The organism is Prevotella sp. ICM33 (genome assembly GCF_000517825.1).
Classification (GTDB): domain Bacteria; phylum Bacteroidota; class Bacteroidia; order Bacteroidales; family Bacteroidaceae; genus Prevotella; species Prevotella melaninogenica.
Map to the genome: position 1 here is coordinate 190,593 of NZ_JACD01000072.1, position 16,768 is coordinate 207,360.

The following is a 16,768-nucleotide window of genomic DNA, read 5'->3' on the forward strand; positions in this document are numbered from 1 at the left end:
CCCGTACATGTTAGTCATAAGTCTCTTCCTATATACAATAGTTATGAACCTATTTTCTCATATTCTATGATTGTGTTGATGCCCCACACATGTCGTGCGAAGGCTTAGCACCAATGGTGCGGAGCACTAATTGCAATGCAATAGATTAATGAAAGGAGAATAACTTGTTGTAAGTAAGGATTGTAAGGATAAACTTACTAACGCTTAAAACAACACGAAACTATCTATTTAAGAGAGATTATACATGGTAGGGAAGAATATTTAAGTTTTATCAAACTACAATTATTACTTTTGTTTAACTACAGGACCTTTCATGCTATCAACACGTGTGGTATCAATAGGCGTAAAGGGAGGAGAACCAGCAGGCGACATAAACTCATTATTAGAGAAGATGCCCCACCCCTTTGTCTGTCGTATCTCGTAATTTGTCATCTGCTCATCGCTATGGAACCAGTTTCCTTGCAATTCCTTATCAGGTGTCTTGAGGTGTGAATAAGAATATGACCACATCTCATGGTTACGCTCATCCCAATAGAGTTCATTGCTATAGAAATTAAGCCCTTGCGCTGTAAGGATTCTTACACGCCCTCTTAGTTCCCAACGACGGTCCTTATCAAAGTAAACAGCAGAGTCACATTGAATATAGCCCACTACATGTTTCTTCAAATCAAACTGAGTAAGTAGGATTCCTTTATTGAAAGTCCAACGCGAAGGTCTTCTATTCTCATTAATTTCCCAACGCTCAGTAACAATACGATATTTAATAACGCCTGAATCTGAGATAAGAGTATTGACACCATATGTAGTCATAACCGGCACAGAGTCACGGTCATGAATAGCAGGAGCAGTATGCTCACGTTCCTCCGAACAGGAAACCATAGCATAGCTCGCTGTAAATAATACTAATCCAATAAAAAATGAATAAAGGCTTGAACGCATATTATTCAACCTTGAACTTAGCAAACCAGCGCTCATTAAATGTGAAACCAACGTTGATACGGAACATATTTTCCTTAATCATTCCCGTAACACTCTGGTTCGCCCACTCTGCACTGATATTCAACATACTGCGATTATTGTAAGCATTGAGGATTGGAATCCCAACTCCAAGGCTTGCAGAAAGCTCTCGTGGACCGTCTACACCATTAATCTTTAGATAAGGACTGGCATAGCTAAAACCTGCTCGATAGTGCATACGACTAAAGAAACCACGATAGCGTTCGCCCTTGCAGTAGTCACCACCTAATGTGAACTTATGACGATCATTGAATTGTCCATCAACAAGATTATAGCTTGTTGTACCATTGACTGTGGTTAATTGTGGGTACTTTAGCTTAGCCCACTTCTGCAACTGATAGTCAACACCGAACTTCAGACGGTTATTATGATTCCACATCAAACCAACTCCGAAAGTATGAGGCAGTTCAAGAGAGTTTGATACAACATAACGAGTTGTATCAGAAATGCTTGTTTGTGAATTTGTTGAAATCAAATTACACTCAGCCTCTGTCCCTAAATTATGTCCAAGAGAGTAAGTAAGACCCAAGGTCAGCTCATTCTTCTTATCTACAGCATAAGTATATTGTGCACCGAAGTCAACCTTGTAGCTTTTTACCTGTGCAGAGTAATTCTTTGACAATGTATTAACATAACTGTCACTATAGGTATTTGTCGAATTACGATTCAATGTTCCCCACAAGTAACCAATATTCGCACCAAATGAGAAACCCTTAAAAGGCTCCCAACCAGCACCTAAATAAACAAGATGTAAACCACCACTACCATTATAAGCATTGGAATACGTAGCATTTACAGAAGATGTGCTTGGGAAAGCATTGACATTTTGAGTGTTACTAAAGTTGTAACCTACATTTGTATAAGGTAAAAGACCAAAGCTAACACCCACATGCTTAAAAGCTCTGAATGACGCAACAACGTATTCAATATCAGCATTCTTAGCATTTACCTTGTTACCATTTTCCTCAAAATTAGTCAACTGAAGGCTAACACCTGCATCAAATATAAATGAAAGAGAGTCAACAGAAGCGTATGAAGCAGGGTTCGCATAGTTCACCTGATTACGCTCATGAAATCCGTATGCCAATCCGTTCATACCACGATTAAAACTTGTTGCCTGAGATGTCAAAGCACCTAATCCATACTGACTATATGGAGAGTTAGTTCCGCTTTGAGCTGACACCTGTACTGCAAGACCTGCAAGGAACGCTGCTGCAATTATCTTTTTCATTCGCTTTCTTTTTCTTATTCTGACGATATGTCTAAACAATATATTGGCGCAAAGTTATTAAAAAAAATCTATATTGCAGAAAAACAATAAAGGATTTTGATTTTTAATAAGCTTTCTTTGTGCTCTCATGCTTTTTTACTACCTTTGCGGAGAAAATGAAAAAGGGATTATTATATATTGTACTGACTTTCATCCTGTCTGTTGTTAACGCTACAGCGGGGGCTCAGTCTATGACTAATCCTGATCGTATTCAGATATCCCTTTTGACTTGTTCACCCGGTAAAGAAGTTTGGGCACAATATGGTCATACCGCTATTCGATATTACGACAAAGAAAGCGGAGAAGACCTTGCCATCAACTATGGTATTTTCTCCCTCGACCAAACCTACTTTATCCCTCGTTTTGTTCTTGGTATGACAGACTATCGCATGGGAGTTCAACCTATGGATATGTTCCTTGCTCAATATAGTTATGAAGGGCGAGGAGTTGTCGAACAGGTTCTTAATTTATCAGCTGAGGATAAAGAGGTTATCTATAAAGCTTTGCAGGAGAACATGAAACCTGAAAATGTAGTTTATCGCTACAACTACTTCTTTGACAACTGTACCACAAGGGCACGTGATATGCTCGTTAATCACCTCCATGGAAAGGTTGTTTATCCACCAGCAGAAGAAGATGCAACGTTCCGTTCTATGATACATAAATGGAACAATAAATATGAATGGTCACAATTCGGAGAAGACCTCCTACTCGGTGTGAATGCTGATCGTAAGACAACAAAGTCTGAACAGCAGTTTCTTCCAGAGAACTTAAGGAGTGACTTTGACAAAGCAAGATACAACGGAAAGCCTTTAGTAAAGGAAACTAACATACTATTAGATGCTGAAACAGAAGTGGCAGAACCAGTTTTTCCACTTTCTCCGCTATCTGTAGCACTCATATTTGCAGTTATCAGTCTTGTAATGATGCTCTTTAGCTATCGTAGACAGCAGGTTTATTGGGCGTGGGACTTAGCTTTAATGCTTACATCGGGGCTCATGGGAATTATCTTCTTCGTTATGATTTTCTCACAACATCCATGTGTTAGCTTGAATTTCATCCTATTATTCTTTAATCCTTTACCATTGTTCTTCCTATATAGTACAATTAAAAAGAAGAAGGTAATATGGTGGAAAATATGGGGAGTCCTTATCATTTTAGGACTTTTCGGAAGTTTATTCCAAGAAATACCACTGCCAATATTAATTGTGGCATCATTCTTGCTATTACATTGTATAGTACATTTGCGGATTAATAAAGCGGTTGTACCAACCGTGAGTAGTCCAAAGAAATAAAAGATAATGAATAAATACATCACCGCTTTACTTGTCGTACTTGCGGCAACAGGAGTCGAGGCGCAGAGCTATCAGTCTGCGCTAAAGATTGCGTTGGGTGATGTCAACATCGAAGATCTTTGCCATAAGCAAGCGTTTAAGGGCGTTGAACAGGAGATTCTGTCAGTTCTTGAGGCCTTTAAGCAGATTAAAGAAGACGAAGAAACAGAGCCTGCACAAAGCAAAGCAGTCTTTGTGACAGACTTATACGACAATTATTCCATTACTTTAACATCTCAATCAAATAATAATCAGGAATCACAACTATTCCTTCCTAATCTTTCCTTAAGGACTGGAATCAAGATTCGTGCCCCCAGTTTACTTCCTTTAGCGTAATAAACAATATTACAAAACATAGATATATAGAAGTAAACAAAGAGGGAAAACCTCTAATATAAATAACAAACTCAATTTGAATAAATGAATTTCAATAAGATATTAAAGGCACTTTTCGGAGATAAGTCAACACGTGATATGAAGCTTATACAGCCATACGTAGATAAGGTAAAGGCTACATATCCAGAGATTAAAGCACTCAGCAATGACGAATTGCGTGCAAAGACAAAGGAAATCCAGAAGTATGTCCAGGATGCAGGTAAGGAACAACGTGAGAAGATAGCCGAACTTCGTGCAACAATTGAAGCTACACCGATTGAAGACCGTGAAGCTATTTTCAATCAAATAGATAAACTTGAGAAAGAAGCTCTTGACAACTATGAGAAGGCTCTCGATGAAGTTATGCCAGTAGCATTCTCTATTGTCAAGGATACAGCACGTCGTTTCTCTGAGAATGAGGAAACAATCGTAACAGCCACCGACTTCGATCGTGAGTTGGCTGCAGACCCTTCAAAGGACTTTATCACTATTGATGGCGACAAGGCTATCTACCACAACCACTGGACAGCAGGTGGTAATGACCTCAAGTGGGAAATGGTTCACTATGATGTACAGGTATTCGGTGGTACAGTTCTTCATCAAGGTAAGATTGCCGAGATGGCTACTGGTGAAGGTAAAACCCTTGTTGCTACCCTTCCAGTATTCCTTAATGCCCTCACTGGTAATGGTGTCCACGTCGTAACTGTCAACGATTATCTTGCAAAGCGTGACTCTGAATGGATGGGTCCTCTCTATATGTTCAACGGTCTTTCAGTTGATTGTATTGACAAGCACCAACCAAACTCTCCTTCACGTCGTAAGGCTTATCAAGCAGATATCACCTTCGGTACCAATAACGAGTTTGGTTTCGACTATCTGCGAGACAATATGGCAGTATCACCAGCCGACCTCGTACAACGTCAGCACAACTATGCTATTGTCGATGAGGTTGACTCTGTGTTAATTGACGATGCTCGTACACCTCTTATTATTAGTGGTCCAGTACCAAAGGGTGACGTACAGATGTTTGAAGAATTCCAGCCATTGGTACAGAGCCTTTATGAGGTTCAGCGCAAGCAGGCTACAGAACTTCTTTCAGAAGCTCGCCACAAGTTGGCTGAGGCACAGAAGAATGCAAACAATAAAGAGGTTTTCCAGAAGCTCCAGGAGGAAGGATTCCTTGCCCTCTATCGTTCATTTAAGGCACTGCCTAAGAACAAAGCCCTCATTAAATACCTCTCTGAGGAAGGTATCAAGGCTGGTATGCTGAAGACAGAGGAGTATTACATGGCTAATAACAACCGTGAAATGCCAAAGGCAATCGAACCTCTCTACTTCGTGACAGACGAGAAGTTGAACTCATGCGACCTCACAGATAAAGGTACAGCATGGTTAGCTGCACAGGTAAAGGATGACCAGTTGTTCGTATTACCTGATATTACCACAGAGCTTTCTGCACTTGAGAAGCAGAAGGATGATAAAGTTATTGATGAGCAAACATATATCGATCAGAAGGATGCATTGATGGCTCACTACGGTGTTCAGAGTGAACGTGTTCACACATTGCAACAGCTTTTAAAGGCATACACCATGTTTAACAAGGACGATGAGTATGTTGTCTTGAATGGTGAGGTTAAGATTGTCGACGAGCAGACTGGTCGTATCATGGAAGGTCGTCGTTGGAGCGATGGCTTACATCAGGCTGTTGAGGCAAAGGAACACGTAAAGGTAGAGGCAGCGACACAGACTTTCGCAACGATTACTTTACAGAACTACTTCCGTATGTACCACAAACTTGCAGGTATGACGGGTACAGCTTCTACTGAGGCTGGTGAGTTCTGGGACATCTATAAACTCGATGTTGTTGAGATTCCAACCAACCGTCCAATCCAGCGTAAGGATATGGAAGACCGCGTTTATAAAACAGCACGTGAGAAGTATGCAGCTGTTATCGACGAGGTTGAGGCAATGAGAAATCAAGGTCGTCCTTGTCTTGTTGGTACAACATCTGTCGAAATCAGTGAGCTTTTGAGTAAGATGCTTAATATGCGTAAGATTCCACACCAGGTTTTGAATGCTAAGCAGCACTTGAAGGAGGCTCAGATTGTTGCCGAGGCAGGTCGTTCTATAGATGGTCTTGGTGCAGTAACAATCGCTACCAACATGGCAGGTCGTGGTACCGACATCAAGCTTTCTCAGGAAGTGAAGGATGCTGGTGGTTTGGCAATCATCGGTACAGAGCGCCACGAGAGCCGTCGCGTAGACCGTCAGCTTCGTGGTCGTGCTGGTCGTCAAGGTGACCCAGGTTCATCAGTATTCTATGTATCACTTGAAGACAAGTTGATGCGTCTCTTCGGTTCAGAGCGTATTGCTAAGGTAATGGATAGACTCGGCTTTGAAGAGGGTGAGCGTATTGAGAGTTCAATGATTTCAAATAGTATTGAACGCGCCCAGAAGAAGGTTGAGGAAAACAACTTCGGTATCCGTAAGCGTTTGTTGGAATATGATGATGTCATGAACAAGCAGCGTACAGTTATCTATGAGAAGCGTCGTCACGCTTTGATGGGTGAGCGTATCGGCATGGATATTTCTAACATTATTTGGGACCGTTGCGTAAACATCATTGAGAACAATGACTATGAGGGTTGCAAGGAACAATTCTTGAAGATTCTTGCTATGGAATGTCCATTCACGGAGGAAGAGTTCAATGGTGGTAACACTTCAGAACTTTCTGAGCGCAGTTTCCAGGCTGCAATGGAGGCTTTCTCACGCAAGACAGAGCGTATCCAGACTGTTGCATGGCCTATCATCAAGCAGGTATATGAGAATCAAGGCGCAATGTATGAGCGTATCATGGTTCCAATTACAGATGGTAAGCGCGTTTACAACATACCATGCGACTTGAAGGAAGCTTACGAGAGCGAGGCTAAGTCTGTTGTTAAGCAGTTTGAGAAGGTTATTCTTCTCCATATCATTGATGATGATTGGAAAGAGAATCTCCGTCAGTTAGACGACCTTCGTCACTCTGTACAGAATGCTTCTTACGAGCAGAAAGACCCATTGCTCATCTTCAAGTTGGAAAGTGTGAAGTTGTGGGACAACATGATTGACGATATGAACAATCGTACTGCAAGTGTACTCATGCGTGGTCAGATTCCAGAGATGCAGCCAGCTGAGGACATTCAGGAGGCTGCGCCAGAGGAGCATAGCCAGCAGTACAGAGAGGAGAAGGTGGAACTAAATGACCCTAACCAGGTTGCTGCAGCACAGCATGACACCCGCGAAGGCGCACAGGAAGTAAACCACACTCCATATCGTGCAGACAAGATGCCACGTCCAAACGACCCATGTCCATGTGGTAGTGGTAAGAAATTTAAGAATTGTCATGGTCGCGATATCCGTTAATAACCTTATAAAGAAATTCGGGGATAAGACAGCTGTGTCTATCCCCGATTTTTGTTTTCCCTCCAACGAGATTATTGGTCTTGTTGGGAATAATGGCGCTGGTAAGACAACTCTCTTCCGTCTGATTCTTAATCTAATCAAAGCTGACAGTGGTATCGTAAACTTCTGTCTTACTGACGAAAACAGTCAACAGGATAAAGCAAATCTTAACAGCAATATGACTTTAGTTTCTCATCTTGAAGACGCATGGAAAAGTTATATAGCTGCTTATCTTGATGAGAGTTTTTTAATAGAGTTCCTTACGCCAAAGGAGTTCTTTACCTTTATTGCGAAAGTCAATAACATTGAAGAACTGGAGATGGAAGAAAGACTTAACAACTTACAATCCTTCCTTGGCGATGAGGTTCTTGGCAGAAAAGTATATATCCGTGAACTATCTGCAGGAAACAAACAGAAGGTTGGCATAGTTGCTGCCCTACTCTCTTGTCCAAAGTTCGTTATCCTTGATGAGCCTTTCAACTTCCTCGACCCAAGTAGTCAGAATCATCTTAAAAAACTTTTGATAGAGTATAAAACGAAACATAAGGCTTCTATTCTCATATCAAGTCACAATCTACACCATACAACAGATATCAGTAATAGAATTGTATTGATGGAGAAAGGTGAGATTATAAAGAATATTGATGACATAACAGAGGAGTCGATAAAGGAGTTAGAGAACTACTTCTTGTAGAGACATAAAACAATATTAGAAACGAATAAGGTCTGAATGTGCGAAACATTCAGACCTTATTCGTTTGTAAGCAACAACAAAAACGAACTTTTCTTGTCCTTATCTATTAGTGTACGACTGCTCCGCACATGTGGTGTTGCAGCCCCGCACATATGGTGCTAATGGTCAACACCATTTGTGCGAAGACCTCCTTAACTCTAAATAAACATATGAGTACAACACACATGTACACCTTAAGCATAAGAATGCATACCACCAAGGATATAGTTGACACCAAAGTAGGTCATAAGTATACTAAAGAATGACAGTAACATAAAGAGATGATAATTCTTTGGTTTACCTAATGCTGAAAAAGAATTGGTATGCAAGGGGATAGCATAAATCATGAAGGTAATCAAAGCCCACGTTTCTTTTGGGTCCCATCCCCAATAGCTTCCCCAACTAATATTAGCCCATATAGCTCCAATAAATATTCCTAATCCCAATGTTGTTATGGCTGGATAGAGGAAAATCTGTGAAAGAACGGTCAACTGGCGATTAGCAGCCATAATGCTTTCTCGTTTACTATTACAAGTAAGAAAATAGGCTATCGCACTAATAAACGTAAGAGAGAGAAGTGCGTAAGAAATCATGATGATACTTACATGAATGCTTAATAGTGGACTATTCAGCACAGGCATACGCGGCGTAATACTTGGATCCATCTCGCCAAGATGACTTACAAGAAGCATAAAACCACTCATGAGTAATCCGAAAGTTGTCATAAGTTGTAGCTTCCTTGTCGTCAAAACAGATACAAGCATGATAAGCCAAGATAACAGTAACATCGTCTCATAGCCGTTAGCAAGTGGGATCGTACCATTAATAACCCATCTCAGAGCTAACGTAAAGGTAAGAACGCACCATGAGAGAGACATTAACCAGGTAAAAAATCTATATCTTTTCTTATGTGCAAGGAATAAGACTGAGAGTAAACCTGCTGTCAAATTAAAAATGAAAAGTATAGTTGCAAATGGAAAATGATTGTAGATTCCTTCTGCTTTAATCACTGTATCAGATGGAATAGTATTGCCACCATATCTATATTGGTACTTTCTTAATTTTAAGATAAGCTCGTTCAGCATATCTATTTTCCCCTGTCTGGCAAGCTGCCCCGCTAAAGGAAGAATAGATCGGATATACTGTTGCTGTTCCTTTGGCATATCTTTCGGATATCTATCAGTAGGTGTAAACCAGTCAACAGTATTACTTTTAGACGTATAAGGGAAGATTCTGAGTGGTTTACCTTGCGTTAATTCCATCAACAGCATCATCTTATCGTCCGTATCAAGCAACTGCTTTGATACATTGTCATTCTCCTGGTTATGTGCATCTTGGAGGTAAGGTCCTAATATATAACCTTGTTGTCCAAACAAACTCATAGGAGAAATATATTCATTTAAGTTCAGTTTATTACGCAGTTCAGCTCCCTTTAGTCTTAAGATAGGCTCCTTCATCCACTCTTGTCCCCAGAACATAAAGCCCGTTAAAACCTGAGAAGGAGTAAAGTCTTTGTAACTTTTCTTACCATAAAGTTTTGTGGTAAAGTCGATTGCATACGTCTCTATAGGACAAATTCGTCCATTATAAACAATCAATATCTTTCCAAACTCGTCAGCAGTCTGACGTGGTAATGCAGGCTGTGCACTTGCATTCAAACAGCCCATCACCAACATGATGCCAGCTATTGCTTCCTTACGGAGTAAACGTCGGAAGTTTCCCTTAGGGTCAATCAGCATCGCTATAAGTCCGAAAAACAGAAGGGCATAACCTAAATAAGTAACAGGAATTCCATACGGGTCGGAATTAACAGAGAGATAACTACCTTTCATGTCTTCATCATAGCTACTTTGATAAAGGCGTGTGCCATAGCCAGAGTAGATATTATTCATTGAAATCTGATACTGGTCATGCTTATCTCCTTGGATAAGTGTGACAATTGATGCATAATCCATTGCAGCCATGTTGCCAGCATGGTAAGACACAGTAAACTTGTTCAGTTGAATACTGAATGGTAGTTTAGCCTCGTTACCATCCTTGGTAATATACGTATCTATCGCTTTCCCTTGTCGAAGATGTACCACACCTTTATTAGAGGTGAGATGAGTTAGCAATGCACCAAGGAGAATTACAACAAAAGACAAATGTAATGTTATAACAATTGGCCGACGAATCTTTCGCTTTAGAAAATAAACAATGCCTGCTGCAGTACCAATAGCCCACAACAAACAAAACCACCACGACCCGAAGATGTTGTCTGAAACATAATCAAGACTGGTATATTTCCCAATGATTGTCCCCGTTGCCATCACTATTACAAGGAGAACATAAATAATTTCAAGCGTCTTCTTTGTTCGCATCTGTAAGATAATAAAGAAGAAGATGAGTCCTTCTGAGACTACATCTTCTTCCTATAAATGTTCTTGTTACTTACTAAAATTATTAGATAGAGCGTATGAACTTAACCACTGCATCTCTATCAGCCTTAGGCAACTTATAGAACTTCACAGCAGCTTTATAAGCCTGACTGTTCTTACTATAAGCATGCCACATGATTGCTTCAATCTCATTACGTGCTCGAGCATCATGGAGACGATCTTCTGCACCAGAGTTGATAAGTGACAGACCTCTACCCCATAAAGGTGTTGTACGGCACCATGAACCATGAATATCATTCTTCATGTCCAACTTGTGCTGGATAAAGTCTGAGTAAGGATAAATCTTCTGATTAGCATACTTAGGCAACTGCTTATTGCCAAGAATCTTAGAAGAGCCATGATTGTCTGCACCTGTTGTCCAAGAAGCCTTGTGACAATGAGCACATCCAAGATCGCCAACAAAGAGTTCCTTTCCTCGCTGAACCACCTTATCATTCAAGTTTCTTGCTCTTGGAACGGCAAGACCTCTGTGCCAAACCATAAATGCATGATAAGCGTCGTCGCTCATCTCTGGCTTGAAGTTGAAGTAAGGATTATTATACAAGTCAACATTATCGTTTGGAGAAAGCAAATAGCCTACTGCCTTCTTTATACCTTCGCGGGTTCCATCGTTATAATAAGGATGTACATAAGACGTTGGATTACTTCCATGCTGCTGTATATAATCAATGACATTTTGGTTTTCAGACATTGCTTTAGCCCATGCTTCAGTAGAACAGATGTGCTTGATATCTGAACGTAAGATGTTCAACTCATCCCACAAAGCTACATCATTCTCAAGACAGCCATCAAGTAAGTCGTAGTTGAAACGCTTGATGAACTTGTTTCCAAAATAATCACTTGCCCATGCTTCAGGCTTCAACTGCTTTGTTGTATTGTCCCAGAACTCTGGATTCAACTCTACAAAGCGTCCCTCTGTCTCATATTGCTTCTTTAAGTCTTCATTAGAAATAGCATCAATCAAACCAAGACCTTGGAAGTTACATGAAGCTATCAAACGTACTTCATAGTTGCTTGGCACTGGGTCTGTGTTGAAAGCAGACTGTGGAATAGCAACAGAAGGATAACGAAGACTAAACTTCTCACCATCAGGGAACTGCATTGGGAGTCCGCTTGGCATTGAAGTAACATCATGCCAAGTAATCTTTATCTGCTTTGGATCTACTGGTGGCAAGAATGGCTCTACAGCTTGAAGCATCGTAAAGGTAGTCAACTGGTCAATTGGTGTACCATTATTGCTTCCTGGAGCATCTGGAGTATAAACAGAAACGATGTAACCGTTGCCCATTACAGGATCCATATCGTTGCGACTATGTCCGTGTGCATATCCACCCGCATGACAGTATTCGCATGAACGACGTGAAGCAACAGGTCCCCAACCTTTGTATGGTTCGGTACTAAGGGTATACTTAGCACTTACCATCATATCACCTTGGTTGAAGAGATCAGTTAGTCCTTGTTCGTCGATGGCTGGTGTGTTGTCCTCATAACCACCTGCAGCAGTATTCTCAGTTGTGCCAAGCTTACCACCTGGATACCATTCGTCAGCAGAGAAGTTACCTACCGCTTGACCAATGTACTTCGTTTCAGGCTCTGATGGCTTTAGTGGTGTTTCTGGCGAAACGTTATCGTCAGAGCATGCAGTAAATGAACATAATAAAGCTCCAGCAAGAAAGAATTTGCTATAGCTGTTGTGTCTCATAATGTTTTATAGTTTAAATGTACGTTTGAAACGTAGCCTTGTCCTAAAGAAGACAAAGCTACGTTCTTTAAATTATCTTTATATTATCTTTGCTTTTCAAATTTGCAAGAGTTGGATTACTTGTCTGTCTGTTGATTAATCCATTTACCAGCTTCATTAAGCGCTTCGTTCAAGGCTTCAACCTTCTCGATACAATTCTTAACCTGTGCATGACCTGGATTATCGATGAAAGCAATACCACTCTTCTTAGCTGTCTCCAAGGCTGCAATTGCTTCGTTAAGAGCGCTGTTCAACTCACTGTACTTAGGATAGTTATTGTTCTTCAAGAAGTTCATAATAGAGTACTGAACTGGAGTAGAGATGTTCTCTGTACCACGAACTCCATAGAGTGAATTCTTGATAGAGTAGATATTATCCTGGTAGTCTTGGAATGAACGCTTGCTATAAGGAGACTCGATGTAGTTAGCAGCATCGTCAGCTGTAGCTGTTCCCGTAGCTGTACGATAAGCCTGACCAAGTTTCTGTGAAGCGACCTCCTCACAAATACCACTACATCCGCCAATAAAGATATTGTTAATTGTCTCATGCCATGATGGGAAATAACCTCTTTCTGTAGTTGCAAATCTCAAATAGTCACGATAAGGAATATTCTTTGGAGATAGACCTTGGTAACGTGTTCCATTTACTACCCACATCGCATTTAGAAGCTGTGTCTTATGAGCAGCAGGAATACTTGCACCTAACCATCCATATTCCAAGAGATAAGTCATGTTACGAAGGTCACCAGCAACGGCTGCTGCAAAAGCTGCTTCGTTTACAGTACTTACACTTGTAAGACCAGCTTCTGTCTCTTTCTCTGCATTGAAGGCTGCTACTGTACGGTTCTTACCATTACGGAAGAGAACAAACTCCAAACCATGGAAACCTAATACTGAGTCAAAGTTACCATTATTCTCATAAACAAACTTTGCAGGATTCTCACTTGTTATACCAGCAATAACCTTTGGATCATTCAAAGCCTTTGTCAACTGATCATGGTCAAGAGGCCACTGGTCAATATGTGGGTCGATCTTATTATCAGAAGCTGCGCCATACAAGAATGACTCACTCTGCTCCCATTCCTTACGTGCAGCCTTGAAAGCTTCACAAGCAGCATCAATGTCATTCTGAGTCAGTGTACCTGCTTTACGCTTCTGGTACAGATTCTGGCAAGCATTGTAAAGTTCATCAGACTTTTCTGCTAAAGACGTATATGTTGGTTCAACAACTGCCTTAAAGTAGTTGTCTACAACCTTACCCATCTCTGTCTTATTAGCATTTGCACTACTTTCGTTTGCAACCTTGTTTAATTCAGCCTGCTGACCTGGAGTGAGAATCGTTGTACTAACAACATCATCATCATCACTACATGCAGTAAAGCCTGTAGCTAATGTTCCTGCAAGAAGGAACATAGCAAGTTTTGTTACTTTTTTCATTACAATCTTTTTTAAATAATGGTTATTCAATCTTTATTCTTTGTCTTTTAAAGGAAGAATCCTTGATAAGCGATACCAATATTAATTGATGGCTCATCGTTATATCCCTTCTTCAGATTGCGGTAGTTGTATTCTGCCTTGATAGCAATCTGTGGGATAGGATAATAGTTGATACCTGTTGCAAGAACAGTTCTATTAGTCCACTGCTTAGTTGCAGCATGAATGTAAGAGTCATAGTGCTCAATGTGTCCAAAGACATAAAGCTTCTGATTGTCTTCACGCATCTTGTGAATCTGAGAGAAGATATCATAACCTACCTCAAACATCATTGCCATTGCATGACTTCCGAAGTATTTACCATTACCTGACTCGTATGGCTTAACATACTGTACATTAGGATAGGTAAGCTGTGAAATCTCTTGCGCATTGCTTACATAACCATAGTCGATGTTTCCGCGTGCAATCCAATTATACTTATTATAGGTGAAGTCTAAACTACCAAGATAGACATTACCCTTAATCTTCTTCTTCTCTCCCTTCTCACTATCATGTGGAACATTGTTGTGCATAGCCTGGCCAACATAGCCACTAACACCAATACGAAGACCAGGAATAGTATGATTGTCTACACGTGCAAGAAAACCATACTTATTAGCAACCTCGAACTCGAAAGGACTTGATGTACCTTTCTGAATCCAGTTAGCACGACTAAAGTGATAAGCATCCAATCCTGCAATCATCTGTGCAACATAACTAAAATCGCCTGCCTTACCCCAGAAAGAAATACCTGTTTGATGCCATGTACTTGGAAGAATTGTGTTTTCCCCTTCAGGACGATATACTGTAAAGAAGTTTAATGGCTCATGATGTGCATTCACTAAACCAAATGGAACTACACAATATGTCCTGCTCTAATATTAAATGCTTTACTGAATGATTTCTGAAGCCAGAACTGCTCAAGTTCAACTTCTCCACCTTTCTCTGTTTCATGTTCGAACTCAATTGCTTCGTCTGCCTCATATTCAATAGCAGAACCAGAGCCACCATGCTCAAATTCAATCTCTGATCCTACAGACCAACCTTTTCCAAAATCATAACCAAGATAGATAACGGCATGCGGAATATCAAATCTTCCATGGCTTGGGTCCTTCTTATAAAGGCCTGGCGTCGTATAACGATTACCATTATCACTGTAAAAATTGCGAGAATAAGCAGCTTCACCATAACCGCCAAGACTTAACTTATTGCCTTTAGCATGTGTCATAACAGAATCGGCTGCATTTACTTGTGCATGTACTGCGGTCGTACCAGAAAGGAGTACGGCAAAAGTTATCCCAGATATAAACTTCATCATTGAGTTATTATTTAATATATTTATAACTTGGATGCAACGGTAGAGTTTTCTGAATTAAAAGACAATACCTAAATATGTTGAAATTATGTACCTAAGTTATACCACAACACTCAACCTTTTATTCAGGTTTTTCACCATATTTAGGTATTATTGAAAATAATACAAACAGCCCATTACATAAATAGACTATTTTATCACAATTAATTATTAAGGTCACAATAAATCACGTTTCCGTATTAGACGAATTACATACTAACATCTATTATAATCCTAAAACCACCTATATACATTTATAACGTATGTATTCTATTGAACCGCTATTACAAAGACAGACCAAACTGATTTAGTTTTAAAAGGTAAATTAGGGCTAAAAGGGAATCTACAAATAAGCGATTCTGTAAGGATTTTTTCTTTCGTAGATTTTTATTGATGCTTAATTGGACTCGAAAAGACGCCCTATTGGATTGCAAAAGATGCCCTTTTGAGGTCTTATTAACGCCCTTTTGCAGGCCTATTAAGCACCTCTTCGCAAGCATCTTTACAACATACTGATACATTGTAAGTTACAAACAGCCTCGAAAATAGTGTTTTATTCGGTTTTTAAAAGAATATCTTTACGTTATTTGTAAAGATATTTCTAACCTATATTTATTGTATAAAGAAGAATGCTACTTTGCATAATAATAGGCAGCATAGCTACCTTTTTTATAAGGTGCAATAAGTCTTAATCCTCGGTTCTTAAGCGAGAGAATCTTGAGAGCTTCTTTATAATAACGTGGACGAAGGCTATCTGCAGGATAATACTGTGGAAGATAGCGAGCAAAGTCATTAAGATTGCGATCTAACAAGAAACCTGTCAACTGATAGTTAGCTGAATTACGGGTAACTTTATAGAGTACACTATCAGGTTGTAGCCACGAATGTACCTTTCCTGGGCGCAATGTACTTGCCCCACCCTCCAAAGGATAATGAAAAAGACTGTCTGCTAAATGACCTCTACGCGCAACTGCATAAACAGTTAGCATAGATGTTACAGAATCTGTATGCGGCATTGTTCGTACTACATCCAATGCACCTGCATAATCCTTTTTATCAATCAAAGCTTCAACTTTAGCGCGTTGATGAAAATACCTATCACTATTACTAAAGAGTCCTATAAACAAGAAAAAGCCAAGAAAAAGCAATAGGTTTATCCAAATCATCTGTGAAAACGGACCATAGCTGCGCGATTCTGGCTCATAAGGTTCAAAGCGTTTGACAGCAAACATTACAAAAGTGTAAACTAACAATAGTAAAGGAGCTATCCATAACCAATTGCCAAACGTTACGCTATCGGCTGTAGGACGAAGGTCAGAGATGATTGTAAGAACAAGAAAAGATGGAAAGTAAGTCAAGCCAAAGCCACGCTTCTTCAACTTAAACAATGAGCTTACACCCATTTGGAGTAACTTTAAAGTAAATGTTATCAGCACTGCACCCAACATTGGATCATAGAAGGTTTGCCTTCCTGAAGCCAAGTGCTGTACTACGGTCATCACATCTGCTTGATAGAAAAACAGATAACAGAATGTGAATGAGCAAAATAGTACTGCGCAAATAGCACGCATAAACTTACTTTCCATCATG

The 16,768-nt window shown here is 40.0% G+C and carries 10 protein-coding genes and 1 pseudogene; 4 read left to right on the forward strand and 7 right to left on the reverse strand.

Annotated elements, in window-relative coordinates; genetic code table 11:
- Nucleotides 1-285 precede the first annotated feature (285 nt).
- Together lptC and HMPREF1505_RS09450 are read right to left on the reverse strand one after the other, a co-directional pair.
- Entirely contained in the window at nucleotides 286-939 is a 654-nt protein-coding gene (lptC, locus tag HMPREF1505_RS09445) for an LPS export ABC transporter periplasmic protein LptC (protein WP_004359885.1), read from the reverse strand.
- 1 nt (nucleotide 940) lies between these two features.
- Nucleotides 941-2,248, reverse strand: a complete 1,308-nt coding sequence (locus HMPREF1505_RS09450; RefSeq protein ID WP_036924905.1) for a membrane protein — start codon at nucleotides 2,246-2,248, stop codon at nucleotides 941-943.
- A 155-nt stretch (nucleotides 2,249-2,403) separates the two neighbouring features.
- Here HMPREF1505_RS09450 and HMPREF1505_RS09455 point away from each other — a divergent pair, with 155 nt between their 5' ends.
- From HMPREF1505_RS09455 to HMPREF1505_RS09470, 4 genes are all read left to right on the forward strand, one after another.
- Nucleotides 2,404-3,582 carry a DUF4105 domain-containing protein gene (locus tag HMPREF1505_RS09455; RefSeq protein WP_036924949.1) on the forward strand — a complete coding sequence of 393 codons (1,179 nt, stop codon included), beginning with the start codon at nucleotides 2,404-2,406 and terminating at the stop codon, nucleotides 3,580-3,582.
- Nucleotides 3,583-3,588: 6 nt separating this feature from the next.
- Nucleotides 3,589-3,957 carry a hypothetical protein gene (locus HMPREF1505_RS09460; protein ID WP_036924906.1) on the forward strand — a complete coding sequence of 123 codons (369 nt, stop codon included), beginning with the start codon at nucleotides 3,589-3,591 and terminating at the stop codon, nucleotides 3,955-3,957.
- An 84-nt stretch (nucleotides 3,958-4,041) separates the two neighbouring features.
- On the forward strand, nucleotides 4,042-7,401 hold the full coding sequence (secA, locus tag HMPREF1505_RS09465) for a preprotein translocase subunit SecA (protein WP_036924907.1): 3,360 nt from the start codon (nucleotides 4,042-4,044) through the stop codon (nucleotides 7,399-7,401).
- Nucleotides 7,382-8,134 carry an ABC transporter ATP-binding protein gene (locus HMPREF1505_RS09470; RefSeq protein ID WP_036924908.1) on the forward strand — a complete coding sequence of 251 codons (753 nt, stop codon included), beginning with the start codon at nucleotides 7,382-7,384 and terminating at the stop codon, nucleotides 8,132-8,134. Before secA ends, HMPREF1505_RS09470 begins: the two co-directional genes overlap by 20 nt.
- Nucleotides 8,135-8,367: 233 nt before the next feature.
- On the opposite strand, the gene ccsA is transcribed toward HMPREF1505_RS09470, so the two are convergent.
- The 5 genes and pseudogenes from ccsA to HMPREF1505_RS09500 all read right to left on the reverse strand — a co-directional run bounded on the left by ccsA (nucleotide 8,368) and on the right by HMPREF1505_RS09500 (nucleotide 16,767).
- Nucleotides 8,368-10,533 carry a cytochrome c biogenesis protein CcsA gene (gene ccsA / locus HMPREF1505_RS09475; protein WP_036924909.1) on the reverse strand — a complete coding sequence of 722 codons (2,166 nt, stop codon included), beginning with the start codon at nucleotides 10,531-10,533 and terminating at the stop codon, nucleotides 8,368-8,370.
- An 82-nt stretch (nucleotides 10,534-10,615) separates the two neighbouring features.
- Nucleotides 10,616-12,313 carry a di-heme oxidoredictase family protein gene (locus HMPREF1505_RS09480; RefSeq protein ID WP_036924910.1) on the reverse strand — a complete coding sequence of 566 codons (1,698 nt, stop codon included), beginning with the start codon at nucleotides 12,311-12,313 and terminating at the stop codon, nucleotides 10,616-10,618.
- 116 nt (nucleotides 12,314-12,429) lie between these two features.
- Nucleotides 12,430-13,788 carry an imelysin family protein gene (locus HMPREF1505_RS09485; protein ID WP_036924912.1) on the reverse strand — a complete coding sequence of 453 codons (1,359 nt, stop codon included), beginning with the start codon at nucleotides 13,786-13,788 and terminating at the stop codon, nucleotides 12,430-12,432.
- 47 nt (nucleotides 13,789-13,835) lie between these two features.
- Nucleotides 13,836-15,142: pseudogene (locus tag HMPREF1505_RS09490) on the reverse strand (hypothetical protein).
- A 668-nt stretch (nucleotides 15,143-15,810) separates the two neighbouring features.
- A complete protein-coding gene (locus tag HMPREF1505_RS09500) occupies nucleotides 15,811-16,767 on the reverse strand; it encodes a DUF6057 family protein (RefSeq protein WP_036924916.1) in 957 nt (318 codons plus the stop codon).
- Between the last annotated feature and the right edge of the window lies 1 nt (nucleotide 16,768).

Bases quoted from the DNA above. Each gene is read 5' to 3' on its own strand.
- HMPREF1505_RS09470 (WP_036924908.1), top strand. From the start codon at position 7,382: ATGGTCGCGATATCCGTTAATAACCTTATAAAGAAATTCGGGGATAAG.
- HMPREF1505_RS09460 (WP_036924906.1), top strand. From the start codon at position 3,589: ATGAATAAATACATCACCGCTTTACTTGTCGTACTTGCGGCAACAGGA.
- HMPREF1505_RS09500 (WP_036924916.1), bottom strand. From the start codon at position 16,767: ATGATGGAAAGTAAGTTTATGCGTGCTATTTGCGCAGTACTATTTTGC.
- secA (WP_036924907.1), top strand. From the start codon at position 4,042: ATGAATTTCAATAAGATATTAAAGGCACTTTTCGGAGATAAGTCAACA.
- HMPREF1505_RS09455 (WP_036924949.1), top strand. From the start codon at position 2,404: ATGAAAAAGGGATTATTATATATTGTACTGACTTTCATCCTGTCTGTT.
- HMPREF1505_RS09485 (WP_036924912.1), bottom strand. From the start codon at position 13,788: ATGAAAAAAGTAACAAAACTTGCTATGTTCCTTCTTGCAGGAACATTA.
- HMPREF1505_RS09480 (WP_036924910.1), bottom strand. From the start codon at position 12,313: ATGAGACACAACAGCTATAGCAAATTCTTTCTTGCTGGAGCTTTATTA.
- lptC (WP_004359885.1), bottom strand. From the start codon at position 939: ATGCGTTCAAGCCTTTATTCATTTTTTATTGGATTAGTATTATTTACA.
- HMPREF1505_RS09450 (WP_036924905.1), bottom strand. From the start codon at position 2,248: ATGAAAAAGATAATTGCAGCAGCGTTCCTTGCAGGTCTTGCAGTACAG.
- ccsA (WP_036924909.1), bottom strand. From the start codon at position 10,533: ATGCGAACAAAGAAGACGCTTGAAATTATTTATGTTCTCCTTGTAATA.